Origin of the sequence: Frigidibacter sp. SD6-1 (genome assembly GCF_030143255.1) — a bacterium.
In the GTDB taxonomy this organism is placed as follows: Bacteria; Pseudomonadota; Alphaproteobacteria; order Rhodobacterales; family Rhodobacteraceae; genus TMP-24.
Window position 1 is genome coordinate 455,363 of sequence record NZ_JARJNR010000001.1, and the last position, 25,334, is coordinate 480,696.

Below are 25,334 nucleotides of genomic sequence, written 5' to 3' on the forward strand. Positions count from 1 at the left end.
AAATATCCCGGGGTGCGGGGCAGCGCCCCGCTCCTCAGGCGACCGCCGTCTCGAAGGCCGTCCGGTAAAGCGCCGAGAGGGCCGCCAGCGGTGCAGACCCACCGCCAAGCGCGACGGTGCTGCCGCCGAAGCGACCGACGAGGCTGGCCGCGACGCCTGCGGCGCGGGCAGAAATGAGGAGGCGCTCTGCGGCGTCGGGGGCGCAGGCGGCCAGATAGCGGGCCTGATCCTCGCCGAAAAGCTGACCTGTGTCGCCCGCGTCCAGCCTGACGCCGATGCCCGCACCCTCGGCCATCTCGAAGGCGGCAAGCGCAAGGCCGCCGTCGGCGAGGTCCGACGCGGCTTTCACCAGCTTGCGGTTGGCGCGCAGGAAGTCGCCGTTCTTCCGTTCGAGCGCCAGATCGACAGGCGGCGCATCGCCATCCTCGCGGCCGAAGGCTTCGCAAAGCAGCGCCGACTGGCCGAGGTGACCTGCGGTCTCGCCGATGAGCACCGCGACATCGCCCTCCTCCGGGCGGCCGGCGATCAGGTCGTCAAGCGTCGCCAGAAGCCCCACCGCGCCTATCGTGGGCGTGGGCAGGATGCCCTTGCCGTCGGTTTCGTTGTAAAGTGAGACGTTTCCTGACACGATGGGGAAGTCGAGCGTGCGGCAGGCCTCGCCGATGCCCTTGATGGCGCCGACGAACTGGCCCATGATCTCGGGCTTTTCGGGGTTGCCGAAATTGAGGTTGTCGGTCGCGGCCAGCGGCGTGGCCCCCACGGCGGTCAGGTTGCGCCAGGCTTCGGCCACCGCCTGCTTGCCGCCCTCATAGGGGTTCGCTTTCACATAGCGCGGCGTCACGTCCGAGGTGAAGGCAAGCGCTTTCGGCGTGCCATGGACGCGGACGACGCCCGCGCCAAGGCCCGGCGTGCGGACCGTATCGGCCATCACCTGCGTGTCATATTGTTCATAGACCCAGGTCTTCGCCGCATAGTTGGGCGAGCCGATGAGGGCTTTCAGCGCGTCGATCGGGTCGATCGCCGGAACCGGGGCCATTGCGGCCGGGGCCGGGGTCTCGACCCAGGGCCGGTCGTACTCCGGTGCGCTGGAGGACAGTTTGGACAAGGGCAGGTCGGCCTTCACCTCGCCACCATGCAGGATCAGGAATCGGTCCTCGGGGATCGTCTCGCCGACGATGGCGAAGTCGAGGTCCCACTTTTCGAAGATCGCCCGCGCGACGGCTTCCTTTTCCGGCTTCAGGACCATGAGCATCCGCTCCTGGCTTTCACTGAGCATCATTTCGTAGGCACTCATGTGCGCCTCGCGCTGCGGCACATGGTCGAGCGTCAGCTTGATGCCGAGGCCGCCCTTGTCGCCCATCTCGACCGCCGAACAGGTCAGGCCTGCCGCGCCCATGTCCTGGATGGAGATCACGCTGTCCGAGGCCATGAGTTCGAGGCAGGCTTCCAGGAGGCGCTTTTCGGTGAAGGGGTCGCCGACCTGTACGGTGGGGCGCTTTTCCTCGATCGTGTCGTCGAACTCGGCCGAGGCCATGGTCGCGCCGCCGACGCCGTCGCGGCCGGTCTTGGCGCCGAGATAGACGACCGGCATGCCGACGCCCGAGGCCGCCGAGTAGAAGATCTTGTCGGCATCCGCGAGACCCGCCGCGAAGGCGTTCACCAGACAGTTGCCATTGTAGCTGGCGTGAAAGCGGACCTCGCCGCCGACGTTCGGCACGCCGAACGCGTTGCCGTAGCCGCCGATCCCTTCGACCACGCCCTTCACCAGATGCGCGGTCTTGGGGTGCGAGGGCAGGCCGAAGGACAGGGCGTCCATCGCCGCGATGGGCCGCGCGCCCATGGTGAAGACGTCGCGCAGGATGCCGCCGACGCCGGTCGCCGCGCCCTGGTGCGGCTCGATATAGGAAGGGTGGTTGTGGCTCTCCATCTTGAAGACCACGGCCTGCCCGTCGCCGATATCCACGACACCCGCATTCTCGCCCGGGCCGCAAATGACCTGCGGGCCGGTTGTGTGCAGTGTGCGCAGCCATTTCTTCGAGGATTTGTAGGAACAATGTTCGTTCCACATGGCCGAGAAGATGCCAAGCTCGGTGAAGCTCGGCTCGCGCCCGATGATCTCCAGGATCCGCTCATATTCGTCGGGCTTCAGCCCGTGCGCGGCCACAAGCTCGGCGGTGATCACGGGGTCGGTCATCGGCATTCCTCTCCTCGGGATGATGCGGCGCCTCATAAGGTATGGGCGCGGGCAGGGAAAGGGGTGGTGGCGGGTCGCGGGGAAGGGCCGGAATATTTTTCGCGGGCTTTGTCGAAATTCGCCAGGGTCGCGCGTCCCAGGGTCGCGCGTCCCTATTTCGTACGAACATGGAGGAGCGACTGACCTTTCCGCGCGGCCAAAGCCGCTCTTGCCGATAGCAGCCCGGCGATTGACCTGCCTTCTGTTCGCAGCACGCAGCATCATTGTTCAAGCGCCTGCCGGAACTGCCGAACGATGCAGCAGGTGCAGACTGGCCAGCGAACAGCCAAAAAAAAGGCCGAGACAAGCTCGGCCCAAGTCCAACAGGGAGGTATGAACGGGGGGAGTTGCCTCGACCGCCGCCCATGAGCGTCATCTAGTGCCCGGGAATTCAGCGTTCAAGGAAAATCATGCTGCAGATGCAACATGGCCGTCATGCGTTGCGCGCATGCCTCACTTTCCGGCCTCTCAGGCAGCTTCCTCGCGCAGCTGGCGCTTGCGGTAGCTTGCGATCTCTTCCGAGACGAAATCGCGGAAGGCCGCGACGCGCTTGGATTGCCTGAGTTCCTCGGGGTAGGCGAGGAAGACCGGCACCTCTTCGCTTTCCACGTCCGGCAGGACCCGGACGAGATGCGGGAAGTCGGCGGTCAGATAATCGGGCAGAACCCCGATGCCGAGATGGTTCAGCACCGCCTGCAGCACGCCGAAGTAATTGTTCACCGTCAGCGTCGAGCGGATTTCATATTCCATCAGCCGCTGCACGAGGTCGGCGCCCGCCGCAACCTGCGGCGTATTGGGGTTTTGCGCGATCAGCCTGTGGGCGGAAATCTCTGACATCCGCTGCGGCGTTCCGTTCATCGACAGGTATTCCGGCGTTGCATAAAGCCGCATGCGGATGTTCATCAGCCGCCGCCGGATCAGGTCGGCCTGGCTGGGTTCCTTCATGCGGATGGCCACATCCGCCTCGCGCATCGGCAGGTCGAGGACGCGCTCTTCCAGCATCAGCTCGATCTTCAGGTCGGGATATTTCGCGTAAAGCTTCGGCAGGCGCGGCGCGAGCCAGAGCGTACCGAAACCCGTGGTCGTGGTGACCCTGAGGACGCCGAACACCTCTTCCTCGCTGTCGCGGATACGCGCGGCGGCGGCCTCGAGCCGGTTGTTCATCGACTTGGTCGCCTCGAACAGGAGTTCGCCCTGTTCGGTCAGAATCAGTCCGCGCGCATGGCGGTGGAAAAGCGTGGTGTCGAGGCTTTCCTCAAGCGCCCGAACCTGGCGGCTGACAGCCGACTGGCTGAGGTGCAGGACATCGCCCGCATGGGTCAGCGACCCCGCGTCCGCGACTGCATGAAATATCCTGAGCTTGTCCCAGTCCATCCGCTTCGATCCGTTCGTATTCCCGCCCGCCCGCCGCATTTTCTGACTGCGGATGGTGGAAGGTGCGATTGCCCGCACTGATAGCCCGAAAGCAGATAGTCACCAAAGCCAAATATGGAAAGGGTCTGACAAATCTCTTTATTGGTCAGCAATTATGACCTATACTGACGAAGCCAGCAGCATCGCCGGGGAGGCCAGGATGACGCGCCAGGACATTTCGCTTTCCGACAAGTTCGACCTTTCCAAATCTCCCGTATTGATGAACGGCACTCAGGCTCTGGTACGGCTGATGCTGATGCAGAAGGCCCGCGACCGGGCGGCGGGACTGAACACGGCGGGCTATGTCACCGGTTATCGCGGATCGCCCCTTGGCGCGGTCGACCTGCAGATGGGGCGCGAGGAGAAGCGGCTGAAGGAGGCCGATGTGCTCTTTCAGCCCGGCCTGAACGAGGATCTGGCCGCGACAGCGGTCTGGGGCACGCAGCAGGCCGAGATGCGCGGCGAGGGCAAGTATGACGGGGTCTTCGCCCTTTGGTATGGCAAGGGGCCCGGGGTGGACCGGTCGGGCGATGTGATGCGGCATGCCAACATGGCCGGAACCTCGCCCCATGGCGGGGTCATCATGGCGATGGGGGACGATCACACGGGTGAAAGCTCGACCGTGCTGCACCAGTCGGACTGGGCGATGGTCGACGCCTATATTCCGGTGGTTTCTCCCGCCGGGGTGCAGGAAATCCTCGATTACGGGCTTTATGCCTGGGCTTTGTCGCGCTTTGCCGGTGTCTGGGTCGGCCTGAAGACGATGAAGGACACGGTCGAGGCGACGTCGGTCGTCGATGGCGACCCGTTTCGGCTGTCCTTCGTCAACCCGGATTTCCCGATGCCCGAAGGCGGGCTGAATATCCGTGTCGGCGACACGCCGGTCGCGCAAGAAGCCCGCATGATCGACTACAAGCGCTTCGCTGCCGAGGCTTTCGCGCGGGCGAACCGCATCGACAAACGGGTCTGGGGCCGGTCGGGCGCCAAGATCGGCTTCGTGGCGGCGGGCAAGAACTGGCTCGACCTTACCCACGCGCTTGATCTCTTGGGGATCGACGCGGGAGAAGCCGAGCGGCTGGGAATCACCACCTACAAGGTCGGCCAGACCTTCCCGCTCGACATGACCTCGTTCCACGAATGGGCCGAAGGGCTGGACCTGATCGTGGTGGTCGAGGAAAAGCGCAAGCTTCTGGAAGTGCAGATCAAGGAAGCGATCTTCGACGACCGCCGGGGCCGCCGCGTCTATGGCTGGTACAAGGGCGGCGCGGGCGGCATGCATAGGGAAGAGCTGTTCCCGACCCGCTATGCGCTTGACCCGATCATGATCGCCGAAAAGATCGGCGGCATCCTGATCGAGGAGGGGCGCGGCACCGACGAGGTGAAGAAGGGCCTCGCCGCGATCGCAGAGGCGCAGCGCGCCGACAATGCCCCCGAGATCATCGCGCGCAAGCCCTGGTTCTGTTCGGGCTGTCCGCACAATTCCTCGACCCGCCTGCCCGAGGGCAGCCGCGCCTATGCGGGGATCGGCTGCCACTACATGGTGCAGTGGATGGACCGCGACACGGTCGGCTTCACGCAGATGGGCGGCGAGGGCGCGAACTGGGTGGGCGAGGCGCCGTTCTCGAAACGCGGCCATGTTTTCCAGAACCTCGGCGACGGCACCTACAACCATTCCGGTTCGCTCGCCATCCGCGCGGCTTTGGCGGCGGGGACGACCATCACCTACAAGATCCTCTACAATGACGCGGTCGCCATGACCGGAGGCCAGAAGGCTGAAGGTGACCTGAGCGCCCCGCAGATCGCGCGCGAGCTTCTGGCGATGGGCGTGAAACATGTAGCGCTGGTCTATGATCCGAAAGAGGCGGTCGAGCTTTCAGACTTCCCGCCCGGAATCGAAGTGCATCTGCGCGACGATCTGATGACGGTTCAGGAGAAATATCGCGAGATCAAGGGCGTATCGGCCATTCTTTACGTCCAGACCTGCGCCGCCGAAAAGCGCCGACGGCGCAAGAAGGGCACCTTTCCCGATCCCGACCGGCGGGTCTTCATCAACACCGATGTCTGCGAGGGCTGCGGCGATTGCTCGGTCCAATCGAACTGTGTCTCGATCGTGCCGGTCGAGACCGAACTCGGCACCAAGCGCGCCATCGATCAGTCGTCCTGCAACAAGGATTTCTCCTGCCTCAAGGGTTTCTGCCCCTCTTTCGTGACCGTTGCTGGCGGCACGGTCCGCAAGGCAGGCGCCAAGGGTTTCCGTCTGCCCGACCTGCCCGAACCGGTGCTTCCCGCCATCCGGGGCACGCACAACACCGTGCTGACCGGGGTTGGCGGCACCGGCGTGGTGACAGTCGGCGCGGTTCTGGCGATGGCTGCCCACCTCGACGGCAAGGGGGCCGGCATGATGGAAATGGCGGGCCTCGCCCAGAAGGGTGGCGCGGTTCATATCCACCTGAGGATCGCCGAGCAACCTTCTGATATTTCGGCAATCCGCGTCGCAACAGGCGAGGCCGACTGCGTGATTGGCGGCGATCTGGTGGTGACGGCGGGGGCCAAGACGCTCGGCCTCATGACCGAAGGGCGGACGGGCGCGGTGGTGAATGGCCATGAGATCGTCACCGGCGATTTCACCAGGAACCGCGACTTCAAGCTGCCCGCCGACCGGCTGCGCCTGTCGCTGGAGGCGCGGCTGAGGGAGGGTGTCAGTTTCTTCGATGCCTCGACGCTTGCCGAAAAGCTTCTCGGCGACTCGATCTATTCCAACATGATCGTGCTTGGCGCCGCCTGGCAACGCGGGCTCCTGCCCCTGTCGCGTCAGGCGATCCTGCGGGCGGTGGAACTGAACGGCGCTGCCGTGAAGGGCAACCAAAGCGCCTTTGAAATCGGTCGCTGGGCGGCGGTCGATCCGGCAGCGGTTGCCGAGGTTACGCTCGAACAGTCAAACAAGCCTCTGACTCTGAAAGAGAAAATCGAAGATCGTGCGCGACGCCTGACCGAGTATCAGGACGCAGCCTACGCGGAAAGGTACCGCCGCCTGGTGGCCTCGGCGCCCGAAGCGCTGAAGGCGGCGGTTGCCGAGAATTTCTACAAGCTCCTCGCCTACAAGGATGAATATGAGGTGGCGCGGCTGCATCTGACGAGCGCCGATCGGGCGCGCGCGATCTTTGACGGCGATCTGAAGCTGTCGTTTCACCTGGCGCCGCCGCTTCTCGGTGGCAAGGGGCCCGAGGGACGACCGAAGAAGCGCGAATTCGGCGCCTGGATGCTGCCGGTCTTCAGGCTTCTCGCGCGGATGAAGCGGTTACGCGGTACGGCGTTCGACCCGTTCGGGCGCACCGCGGAGCGGCGGACGGAACGGGCGCTGATTGCCCAGTACGAGGAAGACATGGTGTTCGCTTTCTCCCGATTGTCGCCGACGACCGAGGCGCCCGCGCTGGCGCTCGCCGGTCTGCCGCAGGATATCCGCGGTTATGGCCCGGTGAAGGAAGCCTCGGTGAAGATGGCCGCAGCGCGGCGCGAGGAGTTGCTGACGGTGATCCGCGCGGGCGGCGCGCCCACCCGGCAGGCGGCGGAATAGGCCGCTCATCGCTGGGCGTAGCCCCGCACCGGCGATGAGCCGCGTCAGCCCGCGAAGAGCGGCCGCAATGCTGCCCAGGCTTGGGATGGATTTCCCGCGCATGCCTGCTATGACACTGGGAATGACAGGAGGCAGCATGGCGGTTGGCATATTCGATTCCGGTCTTGGCGGGCTGACCGTCTATCAGGCGGTTGTCGAACGGCTGCCCGACGTGCCCTTTGTCTACTATGGCGACAATGCCCATGCGCCCTATGGTGTGCGCGATTCCGATGATATCTTCCGGCTGACCTGCGCGGGGGTGGAACGGCTCTGGGCAGAGGGCTGCGATCTGGTGATCCTCGCCTGCAACACCGCCTCCGCCGCCGCGCTGAAACGGATGCAGGAAACCTGGGTGCCCGAGGGCAAGCGGGTACTCGGCGTCTTCGTGCCGCTGATCGAGGCCTTGACCGAACGTCAGTGGGGCGACAATTCGCCGCCGCGCGAGGTGGCCGTTAAGCATGTGGCCCTTTTCGCGACACCGGCGACAGTCGCGAGCCGCGCCTTCCAGCGCGAACTGGCCTTCCGCGCCATCGGCGTCGATGTCGAGGCGCAGCCCTGCGGCGGTGTCGTCGATGCGATCGAACAGGGGGACGAGATCCTCGCCGAGGCGCTGGTGCGCTCCCATGTCGAGGCGCTGAAGCGACGGATGCCGAACCCCGAGGCGGCGATCCTCGGCTGCACACATTACCCATTGATGCAGAAGACTTTTCAGGAAGCGCTCGGCCCCTCGGTCCGGGTCTTTTCGCAGGCCGGTCTGGTGGCCGAAAGCCTTGCCGACTACCTTGCTCGACGTCCGGAGTTCACCGGTGCCGGGACTGAGGCGAAGCTCTTGACGACGGGTGATCCGCGCGCCGTCTCCGACCGCGCGACGCAGTTCCTGAAACGTCGGATCGCCTTCGAAGCGGCCTGAACGCCGCCGCATTTTTGCTCATATTCGCCCGCGCGCATGCATGATCTTGCCATGCTGCGGCCCCTATTCGCCCCTAGTTTGCAAGGAACAAACGGCGAAGCAGGGACCTGAATGACCATTCGGATGGTCATACGCGGGGCGGTCCGCGCGGTTTTGGGAGTTGCCTTGGGCAGCGCCCTCTTTGTGGCTGCCCATGCGGCACCCGTCTTCGATGTCCGTTTCGGCAGCATCAACCTGGCGCTGGACATGCCCGAGCCGACGGTCAGGAAACCGCGGCTCAGCAAGGTCGTCTCGCTCAGCGGCAGTGCGCCCGCGCCGACGGTGAAGCGCCTTCTGATCCCGGGCCTGTCCGACGGTCGATGGCGGCATGCCTTTTCCTTCTCGGGCCTCTTCGGCTATTCGGCCTACCGGACGCTGAATGCGCGTATGAGCCTGAGCGAGGTCGAGGCTTTCACAGTCCTGACCGGGCAGGGCGGCGGGTCGTTCCTTGCGGCCTACCGGGCGCCCGCGGGCGATTTCGGCCTGGCGCTGCGCGTCCATGCAAACGGGGTGGTGCGGATCGCGTTCGACTATCCCGCCCGGCCCGAGATGCGGGCGGGCAGCGGGCTCCTGCCGGTGAACGGGATCGCCTACACGCCGACGCCGGTGCCTTTGCCGCCTGCGGCCGTCCTGATGCTCGGGGCGCTTCTGCCGCTTGCCGTCTCGGCCCGCCGCAGGCGGCGGCGTGCGCAGCGCGCCTGAGGCCATCCGGACAATTTTGCGATTGAATCTCACCGCCCGGCCCGGCATCACGCGCTGAGCACAGGGAGGCGGCCATGGCCAAGCGAATCGCCATTCTCGGAGCATCCGGATACACCGGGGCCGAACTGGTGCGCCTGATCGCCACCCATCCGGGGCTGGAGGTCGCGGCGCTCTCGGCTGACCGCAAGGCGGGCATGGCGATGGCCGAGGTCTTTCCCTTCCTCGCCCATCTGAAGCTGCCGGTCCTGCAAAAGATCGAAGAGATCGACTTTTCCGGGATTGATCTCTGTTTCTGCGCGCTGCCGCACGCGACCAGTCAGGCGGTCATCGCCCAATTGCCGCGCGATCTGAAGGTGGTCGATCTGTCGGCCGATTTCCGGCTGCGCGATCCGGCCGCTTACGAAAAGTGGTATGGCAAGCCGCATGCGGCAGTCGAATTGCAGAAAGAGGCCGTCTACGGCCTGACCGAATTCTACCGCGACGAGATCTGCGCCGCGCGGCTTGTGGCAGGCACCGGCTGCAATGCCGCGACCGGGCAATATGCGATCCGGCCGCTGATCGAGGCGGGCGTGATCGACCTTGACGAGATCATCCTCGACCTCAAGGCGGGGGTCAGCGGCGCGGGCCGGTCGCTGAAGGAAAACCTGCTGCATGCCGAACTGTCGGGCGGCACCCATCCCTATTCGGCGGGCGGCGCCCATCGGCATCTGGGCGAATTCGATCAGGAGTTTTCAAAGGTCGCGGGTCGCCCCGTCCATATCCAGTTCACGCCGCACCTCATGCCCTTCAACCGGGGCATCCTCGCGACCGTCTATGTCCGGGGCGATGCGGCGGCGATCCACAAGGCGCTGGCCGACCGCTATGCGGATGAACCGTTCCTGCATGTCCTACCCACGGGCCAACTGCCCTCGACCCGCTCGATCGCAGGGTCGAACTTCGTGCACCTCGGCGTTGTGGGCGACCGGTTGCCGGGGCGGGCGATCGTGGTGGCAGCGCTTGACAACCTGACCAAGGGCTCTTCGGGCCAGGCGATCCAGAACGCGAACCTTATGCTTGGCCTTCCCGAGACCGAAGGGCTGATGCTGGCGCCGGTGTTTCCATGAGAAGCCTGAAGAAAACCCGCCGGATACAGGTGATCCTCCTCGCCTTCGCCGCGCTGATCGGCGCGACGGCGCTGGTCGGTTACGGCTTCAGGGACGGGATCAACTTCTTCTATTCTCCGACACAGGTCGCCGAGAAGGCACCGTCCGACGGCGAAATCTTCCGTCTGGGCGGGCTGGTTAAGGAAGGCTCGATCCTGCCGGGCGAGGGTGTGCATTTCACCTTCACCATCACTGACACGAACGCCGACGTGCTGGTGGCCTATGTGGGCGACAATCCCCGGCCCGATCTCTTCGGCGAAGGGCAGGGGACGGTGGCGACCGGGCGCATGGAGGACGGGGTTTTCCAGGCGACCGAGCTTCTGGCCAAGCATGACGAGACCTACATGCCGAAGGAAGTGATCGATTCTCTGAAAGAGCAGGGCGTCTACGTCGATCCGAACGCTGCGCCTGCCACGAATTAACCTTTCGGCGCGAGCCTTCCCCGGCGTTTCTCGGGGAAGGACATGCAGACAGTCCAGGACATTGCCAAGGCCATCGTTGCTCGCGAGGGCGGCTATGTGAACGATCCCGATGATCCGGGCGGGGCGACCAAGCATGGCGTGACGCTGGCGACGCTCAAGCGCCTTGGGCGCGACCTGAACGGCGACGGCAGGGTGAGCGAGGCCGATGTGCAAGCGCTGACCGAGGCGGTGGCGGCTGAGATTTTCGTCGATCACTATTTTACCCGACCCGGCCTCGAGGCGCTGCCGGAGGCGCTGCAGCCATCGATCTTCGACATGTATGTCAATGCGGGTGCCAATGCGGTGAAGCTGTTGCAGCGGCTTCTGAACGATCTCGGCCATGCGCTGAAGGTCGACGGGTTGATGGGCCCCGCGACCGCGACCGCTGCGGCCGCAGCCGCCGCGCCCGATCCGCTTCTGCTGGCCGATGCCTACGGGATCGCGCGGCGCAACTACTACTACCGTCTGGCGGACCAGCGTCCGGCAAGCCGCAAATATGCCCGGCGCAAGGATGGCGGCAAGGGCGGCTGGATCGTGCGGGCCGAGGAATTCATCTCGCCGCGCTTTCATCTGACGGACGCCGAGCATCGGGAAAGGACGAAAGCATGGGGCTGATCGGCAGGGCTTTGGGCGGCCCCGGCGGGGCGGCGGCACTCGGGCGGGCTGCGGCCGGTGTTGCCGAGGTCTTCACGCCCAACGCCACCCGCAAGATGGAGGCCGCACACGAGGCCTATATGGCGGCGATCGACGAGCATGGGGCGGAGTTTCAATATGCGATGCCGGGCGTCTTCGACCGGTTCGTGAACGGGCTGAACCGCCTGCCGCGCCCCTTCCTTGCCTTCGGCACGCTCGGCCTCTTCGCCTATGCGATGGTCGATCCAGACGGGTTTTCGCGCCGCATGGTCGGCCTGAATTTCGTGCCGGAACCGCTCTGGTGGCTGTTGGCCGCGATCGTGGGCTTCTATTTCGGCGCGCGCGAGGCGCATTATTTTCGGATGAAGGCGCCCGCGCCGCAACCGGCGCCGAAACCAGCCAAGCCGCGCGCCAGCGAGGAGAATGCCGCGCTCAGGGAACTGCAGCGCCGCCGCGACCGCTAGGCTCGTCGAAGGTCTTCGACCACTCCTCGCACGCCGCCCGCACCGACGAGCCACGAAGTGGCCGAGGAGGCCGGGCGGCGGGATGACGCAGCGCCGCCCCATTTCCCTTTCGGGGCCAACCGTCTAAAGTCGGGCCATGATCACCGAGCTTGGCCATTTCTGTCTCATCCTCGCCTTTGCCACGGCGGCCCTTCAGGCCGTGCTGCCGCTTCTGGGCGCCGAGACCGGGCGGCTGCGCTGGATGGCACTCGGCCCGCCGCTCGCCACCCTGCAGGTCGCGCTGATCGCCGCCGCCTTTGCGGCCCTTGTCCATGCGTTCGTGACCTCGGATTTTTCGCTGAAGGTCGTCTACGAAAACTCCCATACGGCGAAACCGTTGATTTACAAGGTCGCCGGAACCTGGGGCAACCATGAAGGCTCGATGCTTCTGTGGGTGCTGATCCTCGCGCTCTTCGGCGCCTGCGCGGGCTGGTTCGGGGCCGGTCTGCCGCCAGCGCTGCGTGCACGCGTCCTGTCGGTTCAGGCGATGATCGGCCTCTCGTTCCTCGCCTTCATCCTCTTCACCTCGAACCCGTTCCTCAGGCTCGCCTCGCCGCCCTTCGACGGGCGCGACCTCAATCCGCTTCTGCAAGATGTGGGCCTCGCCCTCCATCCGCCCTTCCTCTATCTCGGCTATGTCGGCCTCTCGATGGCCTTCTCCTTCGCCATGGCGGCGCTGATCGAAGGCCGGGTCGATGCGGCCTGGGCGCGCTGGGTCCGGCCCTGGACGCTTGCCGCCTGGATATTCCTGACGATCGGCATCGCGCTCGGGTCCTGGTGGGCCTATTACGAGCTGGGCTGGGGCGGGTTCTGGTTCTGGGACCCGGTCGAGAATGCCTCGCTCATGCCCTGGCTCTTCGCGGGCGCGCTGCTTCATTCCGCCATCGTGGTCGAAAAGCGCGAAGTTCTGAAGGCCTGGACCATCCTCTTGGCAATCCTCGCCTTCGGCTTTTCGCTGATTGGCACCTTCCTAGTGCGCTCGGGCGTCATCACCTCGGTCCATGCTTTCGCCAATGACCCCGAACGCGGGGTGTTCATCCTGATGATCCTCGGGGTGTTCATCGGCGGCGGGCTGACGCTTTTTGCGCTCCGCGCCGACCGGATGCAGGCGCGCGGCGCCTTCGCGCTTGTCAGCCGAGAGGGCGCGCTGGTTCTCAACAACATCCTCTTGGCGGTCGCGGCCTTCGTCGTCTTCATCGGCACGATCTGGCCCCTGGTGGCCGAGGCGGCTTTCGCCCGGAAACTCTCGGTCGGCGCGCCCTTCTTCGATGCGGCCTTCACGCCGCTGATGGTGATCCTCGCCATTGCGCTGCCCCTCGGCGCCATCCTGCCCTGGAAGCGTGGGCGGCTGACCGGCGCGGCCCGGACGCTTGCCGCCGCGGCGCTGCTCGCCCTAGCGTTCATGGCGCTTGCCTTTGCCGTGAACAGCGGCCGCTCGGCCCTCGCGCCCGTCGGTGTCCTCCTCGGGGTCTGGCTGATCGCGGGCGCCTGCATCGACCTGTGGCTGCGCGCGGGCCGCACGCAAGCGCGCCTCGCCCGCCTGCCGCGCGCCGACTGGGGCCGGGGCCTTGCCCATTCAGGGCTCGGCGTCACCTTCATCGGCATCGCCTGCCTGACCGGATGGAGCATCGAGGACATCCGCACCGTGAAAGTCGGCGAAAGCTTCCCGCTCGGCGCCTATCAGGTGGTGCTGGAGGCTGTCGAAGAGGGCGAGGGGCCGAATTACCTCACCACGATGGCGACCATGCGGGTGATGAAGGGCGGAGCGGAGGTTGCGGTCCTTCATCCCGAGAAGCGGGTCTATCCCGTCGCGGCCATGCCGACGACCGAAGCCGCGATCGCGAACGGGTTCCGCGATGACATCTACCTCGTGCTCGGCGACCCGCAGGCGGATGGCAGCTGGGCGGTCAGAAGCTATGTGAAGGCCTTCGCCAACTGGATATGGACCGGGGCGCTGATGATGGCCCTTGGCGGCGCACTAAGTCTCAGCGACCGGCGGCTGCGCGTGGGCGCGGGTGCGCGGCGCCAGCCGCTTGCCCAGCCGGCGGAATGACCATGCGCCAGCTTGTCCTCCTCGTCTTCCTGGCATTCGCTTCGCCCGCGCTGGCCGTCCAGCCCGGCGAAGTCCTCGCCGATCCGGCGCTGGAGGCGCGCGCCCGGGCCCTGTCGGAGGGGCTGCGTTGCCCCGTCTGCCAGGGAGAGACAATCGACGAATCGAATGCCCCCATCGCGCGCGACATGCGACTAGTCTTGCGCGAAAGGCTGGTGGCGGGCGACAGCGATGAGGCGGCGGTGGCCTATCTCACCGACCGTTACGGAGAATTCATCCTCTTCCGCCCGCGCGCGACCGGGGCGAACCTTGTCCTATGGCTCGCACCTCCTTTCCTGCTGCTTTCGGCGCTGGCAGGGGCAGGTCTCTATGTGCGCCGCTCGCGCGCGGCCGAAAGGTCGGGTCCGCTGAGCGAGGCGGAAGAAGCGCGGCTTGCCGAGATTCTGAAAGACTGAGGTTCCACGCTTTGCCGCAACGTCAGACAGCGCGCGCGCTTTCCGACTGCGTGCCGAGCGCCTAGCATCGGCGCGACCAACGGAGGCGAGCATGAGTGACAGCGTGATCTATGACCTGCAGCACGGCATTGCCACGCTGCGGCTGAACCGGCCCGACGTCATGAATGCGCTGAACCGCGATCTGCGGCTTCAGTTGCGTGCCGCGCTCGCGCGCGCCGAGGGCGAGGCGCGCGTCATCGTCCTGACCGGCACGGGAAAGGCCTTCTGTTCCGGTCAGGACCTCGCCGATGCCGGAACCCCCGGCGCGGTGGATTTCGAGGCGGTTCTCAGGGACGAATATGAACCCCTCCTGAAGGCGATCTATCACTGCCCGCTGCCGACCATCGCCGCCGTCAATGGCGCTGCCGCCGGGGCAGGGGCGAACCTGGCGCTGGCGGCGGATGTGGTCATCGCGGCGGAAAGTGCAAGCTTCATCCAGGCCTTCACCCGGATCGGCCTTCTGCCGGACGCGGGCGGCACCTATTGGTTGCCGCGCCAGGTAGGGTTCGCCCGCGCCATGGGGGCGATGCTCTTCGCCGACAAGATCGGCGCGCGGCAGGCCGCCGACTGGGGCATGATCTGGGAGGCGGTGCCGGACGAGGGCTTTGAGGCTCATTGGCGGGCCCGTGCCGCCCAGTTGGCGGCGGGGCCGGGCCTTGCCTACCGGGCGGTGAAAGAGGCGCTGCGTGCAAGCTATGCCAATGATCTGAACGCTCAGCTGGCGCTGGAGGCGCGGCTGCAGGGCACCTGCGGGCAGAGTGCAGATTTCCTCGAAGGGGTCACTGCCTTTCTCGAAAAGCGCGCGCCGCGGTTCGAAGGGCGCTGAGGGGCTCCGCCCCTCCCCCGGACAAGTCCGGGGTTCACCCCGGAGTATTTCAGGACAGAAAGTGTAGCCGCCCGGTTTCGTCCGCGACGGGCACGGGAAAACGCGGCCTTGACCGGTCCGGTTTCGGGGCAGAGAGTGAAAGGCAGGGCGGATCGGCCCGATGGCACGCGGGTCGCGGCATTTCGCCGGCGCCTCCCGCTCGTGCCGGAAGGGAGCGATCATCATGCGGCTCATCACAGTCATGGGGCCCTCGCAGTCGGGCAAGACCGAGCTCGTGAAGCAGATGGCCCAGCTGGACGGCCATCCGCCGAAGGTGGAACAGGCGGGGCATCTTTCCCTGTCGCGCTTCACCTTCATGGGCGAGCCCTGGTGCGCAATCGACCTCGCGGGCGGCCCCGAATATGCGCGCATGGTCGGTCAGTCACTTCTGGCCTCCGACGCCGCCGTCCTCTGCGTCGCGCCTGACCCGAACGAGGCGGTGCTGGCCGCGCCCTATCTGCGCGCCATCGAAGCCTCAGGCACGCCCTGTCTGATCTTCATCAACCGGATGGACGCGCCGAAGGGCCAGATCCGCGACGTGGTGTCCGAGCTGCAGGCCTATACGTCGCACGCCATCGTGCTGCGCCAGATCCCGATCCGCGAGGGCGGCCAGATCGTCGGCGCGGTCGACCTGATTTCCGAGCGCGCCTGGCGCTACCGCGAGGGCCTGCCCTCGGTTCTGGTCGAGATGCCCGCCTCGGAGACCGAGCGCGAGCAGGAGGCGCGCACAGCACTTCTGGAACATATGTCGGAATATGACGATCACCTGCTGGAGGAACTGATCGAGGATCACGAGCCGGCCAAGGGCGCGCTTTTCGAGATTGCCCGGCGCGAGACCCAGGAAAGCGTGATCCTGCCCTGTTTCCTCGGCGCGGCGAGCCATGCCAATGGCGTGACGCGGCTGATGAAGGCCTTGCGGCACGAGGCACCCGGGGTCGAGGCGCTGCGCGACCGGCTTGGCGCGGGCGAGGCGCTTGCGGTTGGTTTTCATGCCCAGAACCGCAAGCATCTGGGCAAATGCACCTTCCTGCGCGCCCTTGGCGATGGCGTGGCGCAGGGCGCGGCGCTTGGCGGCTCCACCATCGGCGGCCTGTCGGAGCTGGGCGGCAAGTCCGGCCATGACCGGCTTGCCCCTGGCGATGTTGCGATTTCGGTGAAGGCCGACCATCTGAATGCCGGGCGGGTCTATACGGCGTCGGGCGCTGCGCCCGCTCCTGACTGGGCGGCCAGCGCGCCGCCCGCAATGGCGCGGCTGCTGACGCCCGCGCATGAGAAGGACGACGCGCGCCTCTCCGCCGCGCTGGCGAAGCTCGGCGAGACCGACCCGGGCCTGACAATCGCCCAGGACGAGGCGACCGGCCATGCGGTCGTGCGCCTGCAGGGGCCAATGCATCTGCGCGCCGTCGTGACGCAATTGTCGGACGGGTTCGGGGTGGATGTCGATCCCCATGTCCCGGCGCCGAGCTACCGCGAGACGATTTCTGCGCGCGTCGAGGAAAACTACCGCCACCGCAAGCAATCGGGCGGGGCGGGCCAGTTCGCCGATGTGGCAATGACCGTGGCGCCCCAGGCGCGCGGCGCGGGCTTCGCCTTCACCGAGGTGGTGAAGGGTGGCGCGGTGCCGAGGAACTATATCCCTTCGGTCGAGGAGGGCGCGCGCGATGCCCTGGTCAAGGGGCCGCTCGGCTTTCCGGTCATTGATGTCGCGGTCACCCTGACCGACGGCAAGCATCATGCCGTCGACAGTTCCGACTTCGCCTTCCGCACCGCCGGACGGCAGGGGGTGAAGGAGGCGCTCGCCAAGGCCGGGCCGGTGCTGCTGCAGCCCGTGGACCGGGTGGAGATCCATATCCCCTCGATCTACGCGGGGTCCATGGTCTCGCTCATCTCCTCTCTGAAGGGTCAGGTCCTCGGTTTCGACCGCGATCCCGCCTGCCGGGGCTGGGACATCTTCCGCGCGCTGCTACCGGCGGCGGCCGAAGAGGAACTGGTCACCGCGCTCGGCTCGGCCACCCAGGGCACGGCGTGGCATGAAGCAGGCTTCGATCATTATGAGGAGCTTTACGGGCGCGAGGCCGAGCGGATTTCCAAAGAACATGCGGAGGCCTGACGCGCCACAGGCTTGACCGCAAAAGCCGACCGGCGCTATCAAGGCGCCGGTCCGCAGTTCACCAAGGCGTTGCCGATCCGGCCCGGCCGGAATGCTAAACCTGCATCTCTTGAGCGAGGCGTTTCTTTCACACGCTCTCACCGTCAAGCGGCGACCGGCGGACTTTCCCCCGAAAGCGGAGCGTACCGAAAGGACGTAACCCATGGCCCGTGACGCCATTTCCCTGTCGATCCCCGATCTGTCGGACTTCGCCAAACGCCTGCGCCGCGACCTTCAGGGCGCGGGACAGGTGCCTTTCCATCTCGGCCTTCTCAACATGCTCGCCCGCGCAGCGGGGCTCGGCAATTACCAGCATCTGCGCGCAGCGCCTGCCGCTGGCGCCCCCGCCGCCCCGCCCCAATTGGACGCAAGGCGCCTGGCGAAGGCGCTGCGTCTCTTCGACGGTCAGGGCCGGCTCACCCGCTGGCCCAACCGGACATCGCTTCAGAACCTATGTCTCTGGGTGCTCTGGTCGCATCTTCCGGCCCGGCAGGTGATGAGCGAAGCCGACGTGAATCAGCTGATGGACCGCTGGCATCTTTTCGGCGACCGCGCCATCCTGCGCCGCTCGCTCATCGGCCACGGGCTGGCTGAACGCACCGCCGACGGGCGCGAATACCGAAGGATCGAACGCGCCCCGACAGCCGAAGCACTCGCCCTTCTGCGCAGCATTTCCAGCCATCGGGACGACTGACCGGCCTTCTTCCGTTTGCAAATATCCCGGAGGGGGTCCGGGGGAGGCAGCGCCTCCCCCGGCGGATCGGCCGGGCGCAGCCCGGACGAAATCCCGCTTCCGCTCCGGGCCAGCCTTGGCGCAGTCCGGCGGCAAGGGGCCGCCCGGGACAGGCGGCCCTCGCAGCGTCATTTCCAGTGGCGGGCATCCCAGGCCTCGCGATCGATATCGAGGTCGGGGAAGGTCGCGGGATCGAATACCGGCCGGTCGACACCGCTCCTGAGCTGGCGTTCATAGTCGCGCACCACCCGCATCGCGGTCGGGAACAGCATCAGGATCGCCACTAGGTTCACCAGCGCCAGCACGCCCATCAGCGGGTCGGAGAAGAAGAAGACCGAGGTTGCGTTCGGCGCAACCGCCCCCAGGAACACCAGCCCCAGGATGACCGCCCTGAGCACGAGGACCGCCTCTTTCGACCGGGTCACGACCGCAAGCGCATTCTCGCCGAGATAGACATTGTAGATGATCGACGAGAAGGCAAAGAGCAGGATCGCGGCCGTCAGCCCGTAACGCGACCATTCGCCGTAGTGATCGGCCAGCGCATGCTGGGTCAGCACCACGCCGTCGATCCCTTCGGCGCCGGCGACGTAGCTGTCGCTCAGAAGAATGATGAAGGCCGTGCAGGAGCAGATGACGATCGTGTCGATGAAGACCGAGAAGGACTGGGTGATCCCCTGGCTCATCGGATGACGCACGGTTGCGGTCGCGGCGACGTTCGGGGCAGAGCCGAGGCCCGCTTCGTTCGAGAAGAGACCGCGCCGGAGCCCCTGGGCAATGGCTGCCCCCATGCCGCCTGCAATGGCCGGTTCGTAGCCGAAGGCGGCCGAGACGATGCGGCTGATCACCCCCGGCACTTCGGTGATGTTGATCAAGATCGCCCCGATCGCCAGTGCCAGATAACCAAGCGCCATGACCGGCACGATCACGTCGGCGGCCTTGGCGATGCGCCTGATGCCGCCGAAGATCACCAGCGCCGTGACGATGGTCAGAATGGTGCCGGTCACATAGCGGCTGACGCCAAGCGACCCTTCGACCGCACCCGCGACGGTATTGCCCTGGAAGGCGTTGAACCCGAGGCCGAAGGCCGCCAGCAGGCAGATCGCATAGACGACCGCGAGCCAGTTGTACTCCTTGCCGAGCCCGTGGCGGATATAGTCCGCCGGGCCGCCCCGGAAGATGCTCTCGCCTGCGCTGCGCTTGAAGACCTGGGCCAGCGTGCATTCGACAAGGCTCGTGGCCATGCCGACCAGGGCGATGCACCACATCCAGAAGACCGCGCCGGGGCCGCCGACGCTGATCGCCACCGCCACCCCGGCGATATTGCCGCCGCCGACCCGGCCGCCGACCGAGACGAGAAGCGCCTCGCGCGCGCTGATCGCGTTCGGATCGGCGGTCTGGTTCTTGCCCGACAGGACGCTGAACATCCGGATGAAGTAGCGAAACTGCACGAGGCCCGACATGATCGTGATGAACACGCCGAACACGACGAGGATGGGGATGAGTGCCCAGCCCCAGGTCAGGCTATCGATATAGCCGAAGAACGATTTCAGGAATTCCAACTGTCCCTCCCTAGCGATGCGCGGATTGATCCGCTGCCCTGGCGGCGGATGCCTGCCAGCGTGCCCTATGCTAGGAGGCTGATTGCCCGAAAAGAAGCAGGAAAACCGGCGTTTTGTGGTGAAATCCGATACAATAAGCAGCGGACCTCAGGTCAACTCGACGGAAGAACGCGCCGAAACGCCAGTGCCGCCCCGATGCCGGGGTGCCGCTGCCCTTGGAAGGCCCGTCCGTCAGGGATGCGCCGCAGGTCCCGCCACCGGTCACTGCCGGTTTCGGGGCCTGACGCACGGCTGCGCGGTCGGGCGTTGCCTCAGCGTCCGCCGACCTCGACATAATCGCGCCGGGTCGGGCCGACATACAATTGCCGCGGGCGGCCGATCTTCTGGGTCGGATCGCCGATCATCTCCTTCCACTGCGAAATCCAGCCGATGGTGCGCGAGATCGCGAAGATCGGCGTGAACATCGAGGTGGGGAAACCCATCGCCTCAAGGATGATGCCCGAATAGAAATCGACGTTGGGGTAAAGCTTCTTGGCGATGAAATAGTCGTCTTCCAGCGCGATCCGTTCCAGCTCCTTCGCCACCTGCAACAACGGGTTGTTGTGGACACCGAGCAGCTCCAGCACCTCGTCGGCGCTTTCCTTCATCACCTTGGCGCGCGGATCGAAGTTCTTGTAGACCCGGTGACCGAAACCCATAAGCCGGAAGCCAGAGGTCTTGTCCTTGGCCTTGGCGATGTATTCGGGAATGCGGTCGACGGTGCCGATTTCCTTCAGCATCTCGAGACAGGCCTGGTTGGCGCCGCCATGCGCTGGCCCCCAGAGGCAGGCGATGCCCGCCGCGATGCAGGCGAACGGATTGGCGCCCGAAGAGCCCGCCAGACGCACGGTCGAGGTCGAGGCATTCTGCTCATGATCGGCATGCAGCATCATGATCCGGTCCATCGCCCGTTCGAGTTCCGGCTGGACGACATAATCCTCGCAGGGCACGGCAAAGCACATATGCAGGAAGTTCCCCGCATAGGAGTGCGAGTTCTTCGGGTAAACGAACGGCTGGCCGATCGAATATTTGTAGGCCATCGCGGCGATCGTGGGCAGCTTGGCGATCATGCGGATCGCTGCCACTTCGCGCTGCCAGGGATCGTTGATGTCGAGACTGTCGTGATAGAAGGCCGACATCGCGCCGACGACGCCCACCATCGTCGCCATCGGATGGCTGTCGCGGCGGAAACCGCGGAAGAAATTGTGCATCTGCTCGTGCACCATCGTGTGACGGGTCACGCGCAGTTCGAAATCCTTCATCTGCGCTTCCGTCGGCAGTTCGCCGTAAAGCAGCAGGTAGCAGACTTCGAGGTGATGGGACTTGTCGGCGAGTTGCTCGATCGGATAGCCGCGATAAAGCAGTTCGCCCAGATCACCGTCGATATAGGTGATCGCGCTGTCGCAGGCCGCCGTCGAGGTGAAACCCGGATCGTAGGTGAAAACGTCCCCTTCGGCATAGAGCTTGCGGATGTCGATCACGTCCGGCCCGACGGTCGGTTTCAGGATCGGGAGCTCGAGTGTCTTGTCGCCGAAGCTCAGCGTCGCCTTGGTTCTGTCGGCCATTCTCTTATCCCCTTGGTTCGGGCGCCCGTCCGGTGAGGGCCGGTCAGGCTGCCGCATCCATCAACCGGGCGAGCGTTTCCTCCCGCCCCAGTACAAGCATCATGTCGAAGACCGACGGCGTGGCCGTTCGTCCGGCGAGCGCGGCGCGCAGGGGGGCGGCAAGCTTGCCCAGGCCCAACCCGTGCGCCTCGGCCACGCGGGCCACGGCAGTCTCGAGTTCTTCGCGTTCCCAGCTAGCATTTCGCAGCTGCGGCGTCAATTCTTGCAGTATACCACGGGATACCGGATCGAGTGCCTTTGCTGCCGCCTCGTCCGGCGCGATCGGCCGGGATTGCAGGATGAAATGTGCCTTTTCAATGAGTTGACCAAAAGTCTTGGCCCGGTCCTTCAGGCAGTAAAGACCGCGTGACATCAGGTCGTGCTGCGTCTCGGTCAGGCCCGGCTGGCCAGACACCGCCAGAAATGCCTCAATTTCAGGCAGCAATGCTGCATCTGCACTGGCGGCGATATGCTGGCCCGAGATATTTTCCAGTTTCTTGAAATCGAGCCGCGAGGGCGAGCGGCCGATTCCATCCAGATCGAACCAGTCCCGCGCCTGATCGTCGGTGAAGAACTCGTCGTCGCCATGGCTCCAGCCGAGACGGCAGAGGTAGTTGCGCATGGCCGACGCCGGGTAACCCATCGCCTGGTAATCATGCAGGCCGACCGCGCCATGACGCTTCGACAGTTTCTTGCCGTCCGGCCCGTGAATGAGCGGGATATGGGCCCAGACCGGCACCGGCCAGTCCATCGCCTTGTAGATCTGGGTCTGCCGCGCGGCGTTGGTCAAATGGTCGTCCCCACGGATCACATGCGTAACGCCCATGTCGTGATCATCGACAACGACCGCCAGCATGTAGGTGGGTGTACCATCGGCGCGTAAACAAACCATATCATCGAGCTGGTCGTTGCCGAAGGTCACATCGCCCTGCACGCGGTCCTCGATCACCGTCTGGCCCTCGCGCGGCGCCTTCAGGCGGATGACATAGGGCATGTCGGGAAAGGTCGAGGGATCGGCGTCACGCCAGGGGCTCTGGAACAGGGTCGAGCGGCCTTCGGCCCGCGCGGCCTCGCGGAAGGCCTCGATTTCCTCTTGCGAGCAGAAGCATTTGTAGGCCGAACCGCGCGCCAGCATCTCGCGCGCCACTTCGGCATGGCGGTCCTTGCGGTCGAACTGGCTGACCACCTCGCCGTCCCAGTCGAGACCGAGCCAGCTGAGGCCCTTCAGGATCGCCTCGGTCGCCTCGGGGGTCGAGCGTTCGCGGTCGGTATCCTCGATCCGCAGCAGGAACCTGCCGCCCCGGCCGCGCGCGTAAAGCCAGTTGAAGAGCGCGGTCCGCGCCCCGCCGATATGCAGATAGCCGGTCGGAGAGGGGGCAAAGCGGGTGACGACGGGGGAGGACATGGAAACGTTAACCTTTCGGAAACCAGAATGAGGAAATCCTGACCGCAGCGTTCTAGGCAATCGAAGGAAGCGAGACAAGTGCGGCACCTTTGGCAGGGACTGTCGGGCTGGCTCGCGTCACCGCTCGTGGCGCTCGTGGCGCGGCGCGGCACGCTCTTGCCCTGGGCGCCGGTCTTTCTGTCGGTGGGCATCGGGTTCTATTTCGCGCTGAGAGCGGAGCCGACGGGGCCGGTTGTCGCCGTGGCCCTGGGCCTTGCCCTTCTTCTCTGGGCAGGGGGGCTCTTCGGGCCCGACCTCGGCCGGTCCCCGGCCTTCGCCATAGCCCTCATCGCCGGAGGCTTCGTCCTTGCGGTGGCGCGCGCCCATCTGGTTGCCGCGCCGGTCCTGCCTTTCCGCTATTACGGCCCGGTCGAGGGGCGGGTCGTCGATATCGACCGCTCCTTCTCGGACCAGATCCGTATCACGCTCGACGAGGTTCGCCTGAATGATGTTGCCACTAGAAAGACGCCTGCGCGGGTGCGGGTGGCGCTGCATGGCGACCAGATGGGGTTCGTGCCCGAGCCGGGCCTGATCGTCATGGTCACCGCCCATCTGTCGCCCCCGGACGGGCCCGTGGCGCCCGGGGGCTTCGATTTCCAGCGCCTCGCCTGGTTTTCGGGCCTCGGCGCCGTCGGTTATGCCCGCAGCCCGCCAATGGTGGTCGAGCGGCCCGAGGGACATGGTTCGCTCGCCGCTTTCCGGCTGCGCATGCGTTTGTCGGCGGCGATGCAGGCGGGGCGCGAGGGGCAGGCGATGGCTTTTGCCTCTGCACTGATGACCGGTGACCGGTCGGGCGTGACCGCCGAGACGAACGATGCGCTGCGCGCCTCGAACCTCTCGCACATGGTGTCGATCTCGGGCCTGCACATGGGGCTTCTGACCGGCTTCGTGTTCGCGCTTTTCCGCTACGGGCTCGCCCTGGTGCCGGTCCTCGGCCTCAGGACCGACGGCAAGAAGATCGCCGCTGTCGCGGCGCTTGGGGCCGCGACCTTCTATCTGTTCCTTGCGGGGCCCGAGGTCGCCACCCGCCGCGCCTATGTGATGGCGGCAGTGATGCTTGTCGCCGTGCTTTTCGACCGGCGGGCGATCTCGCTCCGCTCGCTCGCCATCGCGGCGCTCATCTGTCTGGTGCTGGAACCCGAAAGCCTGACCGAGCCCGGTTTCCAGATGTCCTTTGGCGCAACGGCGGCGCTGATCGCGGGGTTCGAGCAATGGACGAAGTACCAGCACCATGTGCCCGCGGCCCTGAGGCCCGGGCTTGTGATGGTCTTGTCCTCGCTTCTTGCCGGGACGGCGACCGCGCCGATTGCGGCGGCGCATTTCAACCGGATCGCGGAATATGGGCTTCTGGCGAATCTCCTGACCGTGCCGGTGATGGGCACCGTGGTGATGCCTGCCGGTGTCATCGCGGCGCTTCTCGCGCCTTTCGGGCTGGCGGGTCCCGCAATTTGGGTGATGGAGAAGGGCTCGGCCTTCATCCTTTGGGTCGCGACGTGGGTGGCCGGAATGAAGGGCGCGGTGGTGACGGTGCCGACGCCGCCCGACATCGTCCTGCCGCTTCTGGGCTTCTTCGGCGCGGCGCTTATGATCGGTGGCGCGCGCTGGGTCAGGGCAGGGGGCGCGGGCGGGGTGGTGCTGGCGCTTCTCCTCTGGGGCGGGGCGGAGCGGCCGGACCTGCTGATCTCCGGCGACGGGACGCTTGTCGGGTTGATGACGGCGGAGGGGCGCGCTTTGTCGAAGGACAAGGGCGCGGGGTTCGTCGCCAAGAGCTGGCTTGAGGATGACGGCGATGCGGCCGACCAGCCGACGGCGGCCAAACGCGCGGCTTTCACGGGCAAGAAGGGCGCGCTTCAGGCCGCGTTCGCCGACCTGCGGCTTTTGGTCTTCGCGGGCAAGGGATCGGCGGTTCGGGCAGCCGATGCCTGCGCGGCGGGGACGCTTGTCGTCCTCAGCGAGGATTGGGGTGGGGCGGGCGGGGACTGCGCGCTGTTCGACCGGCGCAAGCTGAGGGAAAGCGGTGCGCTGGCGCTGTACCGCGAGGCGGACGGGCTGCGCATCCTCTCGGCGAAGGACTGGGCGGGCGACCGGCTGTGGAACCGCCGCAGGTAACCTCAGGCCCAGCGGATCGGCGCTTCGCCCCGCTCGACGAGCCAGCGATTGATCCGGCTGAACGGGCGGGAGCCGAAGAAACCGCGCCGGGCGGAGAGCGGTGAGGGGTGAGCGCTTTCGAGGATCAGGTGATCACTCGGCGCGATATGCCGCGCCAGAGCCTGCGCGTGGCCACCCCAGAGGAGGAAGGCCGTCGGCCTTTGCGAGACGCGCGCCAGCACCTCCTCTGCCAGCCTTTGCCAGCCGAGGCGGGCATGGCCGCCCGCCTCGCCCGCAGGCACGCTGAGGCAGGTGTTGAGAAGCAACACCCCCTGGTGCGCCCAGAAACGCAGATCGCCGCTTTCGGGTCGGGTGCCGATGTCGGCCTCCATCTCCTTGAAAATATTGGAAAGCGAGCGGGGCAGGGGGCGGACGTCCGGCTCGACCGAAAAGGCCAGGCCATGGGCGTGGCCCGGTGTGGGATAGGGGTCCTGACCGAGGATCACGACCCGCACTGCTGCGGGCGGTATCAGCGCCAGCGCGGCGAAGCGCTGGTGCTCGGGCGGCAGGATCGGGCGCGGATCGGCGGCGATGGCCGCGGCGAGACCGGGCCAGTCGCGGCTGAAGAAGGGCAGATCGGCCCAGGCGGGCGGGATCATC

The 25,334-nt window shown here is 66.0% G+C and carries 19 protein-coding genes; 13 read left to right on the forward strand and 6 right to left on the reverse strand.

What is annotated here, in order from left to right; genetic code table 11:
- Nucleotides 1-34 precede the first annotated feature (34 nt).
- The gene (purL, locus tag P0645_RS02225) at nucleotides 35-2,194 is read right to left on the reverse strand and encodes a phosphoribosylformylglycinamidine synthase subunit PurL (RefSeq protein WP_284162923.1); all 2,160 of its coding nucleotides are present in this window, start codon (nucleotides 2,192-2,194) and stop codon (nucleotides 35-37) included.
- Nucleotides 2,195-2,701: 507 nt separating this feature from the next.
- Nucleotides 2,702-3,607: a LysR family transcriptional regulator gene (locus P0645_RS02230; RefSeq protein WP_284162924.1), complete on the reverse strand. Its 906-nt coding sequence runs from the start codon at nucleotides 3,605-3,607 to the stop codon at nucleotides 2,702-2,704.
- A 199-nt stretch (nucleotides 3,608-3,806) separates the two neighbouring features.
- Here P0645_RS02230 and P0645_RS02235 point away from each other — a divergent pair, with 199 nt between their 5' ends.
- The 12 genes from P0645_RS02235 (at nucleotide 3,807) to P0645_RS02290 (ending at nucleotide 17,901) form a co-directional block, all read left to right on the forward strand.
- Nucleotides 3,807-7,220: an indolepyruvate ferredoxin oxidoreductase family protein gene (locus tag P0645_RS02235; protein ID WP_502854192.1), complete on the forward strand. Its 3,414-nt coding sequence runs from the start codon at nucleotides 3,807-3,809 to the stop codon at nucleotides 7,218-7,220.
- A 136-nt stretch (nucleotides 7,221-7,356) separates the two neighbouring features.
- Nucleotides 7,357-8,169, forward strand: coding sequence for a glutamate racemase (locus tag P0645_RS02240; RefSeq protein ID WP_284162926.1), 813 nt, complete (start codon nucleotides 7,357-7,359; stop codon nucleotides 8,167-8,169).
- 111 nt (nucleotides 8,170-8,280) lie between these two features.
- Nucleotides 8,281-8,910: a hypothetical protein gene (locus tag P0645_RS02245; RefSeq protein ID WP_284162927.1), complete on the forward strand. Its 630-nt coding sequence runs from the start codon at nucleotides 8,281-8,283 to the stop codon at nucleotides 8,908-8,910.
- Between the two features lie 74 nt (nucleotides 8,911-8,984).
- A complete protein-coding gene (argC, locus tag P0645_RS02250; protein WP_284162928.1) occupies nucleotides 8,985-10,013 on the forward strand; it encodes an N-acetyl-gamma-glutamyl-phosphate reductase in 1,029 nt (342 codons plus the stop codon).
- Nucleotides 10,010-10,474, forward strand: a complete 465-nt coding sequence (ccmE, locus tag P0645_RS02255; RefSeq protein ID WP_284162929.1) for a cytochrome c maturation protein CcmE — start codon at nucleotides 10,010-10,012, stop codon at nucleotides 10,472-10,474. The genes argC and ccmE overlap by 4 nt, the downstream gene beginning before the upstream one ends.
- 42 nt (nucleotides 10,475-10,516) lie before the next feature.
- Nucleotides 10,517-11,128 (forward strand): holin-associated N-acetylmuramidase, encoded by a 612-nt coding sequence (locus P0645_RS02260; protein WP_284162930.1) that lies wholly within the window; start codon nucleotides 10,517-10,519, stop codon nucleotides 11,126-11,128.
- A complete protein-coding gene (locus P0645_RS02265; RefSeq protein ID WP_284162931.1) occupies nucleotides 11,119-11,610 on the forward strand; it encodes a holin family protein in 492 nt (163 codons plus the stop codon). The genes P0645_RS02260 and P0645_RS02265 overlap by 10 nt, the downstream gene beginning before the upstream one ends.
- A gap of 136 nt (nucleotides 11,611-11,746) precedes the next feature.
- Nucleotides 11,747-13,702 carry a heme lyase CcmF/NrfE family subunit gene (locus tag P0645_RS02270; protein WP_284162932.1) on the forward strand — a complete coding sequence of 652 codons (1,956 nt, stop codon included), beginning with the start codon at nucleotides 11,747-11,749 and terminating at the stop codon, nucleotides 13,700-13,702.
- A 2-nt stretch (nucleotides 13,703-13,704) separates the two neighbouring features.
- Entirely contained in the window at nucleotides 13,705-14,154 is a 450-nt protein-coding gene (locus tag P0645_RS02275) for a cytochrome c-type biogenesis protein (RefSeq protein ID WP_284162933.1), read from the forward strand.
- 91 nt (nucleotides 14,155-14,245) lie between these two features.
- Nucleotides 14,246-15,019: an enoyl-CoA hydratase-related protein gene (locus P0645_RS02280; protein WP_284162934.1), complete on the forward strand. Its 774-nt coding sequence runs from the start codon at nucleotides 14,246-14,248 to the stop codon at nucleotides 15,017-15,019.
- 223 nt (nucleotides 15,020-15,242) lie between these two features.
- Nucleotides 15,243-17,168 carry an elongation factor G gene (locus tag P0645_RS02285; protein ID WP_284162935.1) on the forward strand — a complete coding sequence of 642 codons (1,926 nt, stop codon included), beginning with the start codon at nucleotides 15,243-15,245 and terminating at the stop codon, nucleotides 17,166-17,168.
- A 202-nt stretch (nucleotides 17,169-17,370) separates the two neighbouring features.
- On the forward strand, nucleotides 17,371-17,901 hold the full coding sequence (locus P0645_RS02290; RefSeq protein WP_284162936.1) for a DUF2087 domain-containing protein: 531 nt from the start codon (nucleotides 17,371-17,373) through the stop codon (nucleotides 17,899-17,901).
- 167 nt (nucleotides 17,902-18,068) lie between these two features.
- On the opposite strand, the gene P0645_RS02295 is transcribed toward P0645_RS02290, so the two are convergent.
- The 3 genes from P0645_RS02295 to gltX all read right to left on the reverse strand — a co-directional run bounded on the left by P0645_RS02295 (nucleotide 18,069) and on the right by gltX (nucleotide 22,547).
- Complete coding sequence (locus P0645_RS02295; RefSeq protein ID WP_284162937.1) at nucleotides 18,069-19,499, reverse strand: alanine/glycine:cation symporter family protein; 1,431 nt, start codon at nucleotides 19,497-19,499, stop codon at nucleotides 18,069-18,071.
- Nucleotides 19,500-19,810: 311 nt separating this feature from the next.
- Nucleotides 19,811-21,103: a citrate synthase gene (locus tag P0645_RS02300; protein ID WP_284162938.1), complete on the reverse strand. Its 1,293-nt coding sequence runs from the start codon at nucleotides 21,101-21,103 to the stop codon at nucleotides 19,811-19,813.
- 43 nt (nucleotides 21,104-21,146) lie between these two features.
- The gene (gene gltX, locus P0645_RS02305; RefSeq protein ID WP_284162939.1) at nucleotides 21,147-22,547 is read right to left on the reverse strand and encodes a glutamate--tRNA ligase; all 1,401 of its coding nucleotides are present in this window, start codon (nucleotides 22,545-22,547) and stop codon (nucleotides 21,147-21,149) included.
- 78 nt (nucleotides 22,548-22,625) lie between these two features.
- On the opposite strand from gltX, the gene P0645_RS02310 reads away from it, so the two are divergent.
- Nucleotides 22,626-24,695 carry a ComEC/Rec2 family competence protein gene (locus tag P0645_RS02310; RefSeq protein ID WP_284162940.1) on the forward strand — a complete coding sequence of 690 codons (2,070 nt, stop codon included), beginning with the start codon at nucleotides 22,626-22,628 and terminating at the stop codon, nucleotides 24,693-24,695.
- Nucleotides 24,696-24,697: 2 nt separating this feature from the next.
- Here P0645_RS02310 and P0645_RS02315 read toward each other — a convergent pair whose 3' ends face one another.
- Nucleotides 24,698-25,333, reverse strand: a complete 636-nt coding sequence (locus tag P0645_RS02315) for a uracil-DNA glycosylase (RefSeq protein WP_284162941.1) — start codon at nucleotides 25,331-25,333, stop codon at nucleotides 24,698-24,700.
- Nucleotide 25,334: the final 1 nt, after the last annotated feature.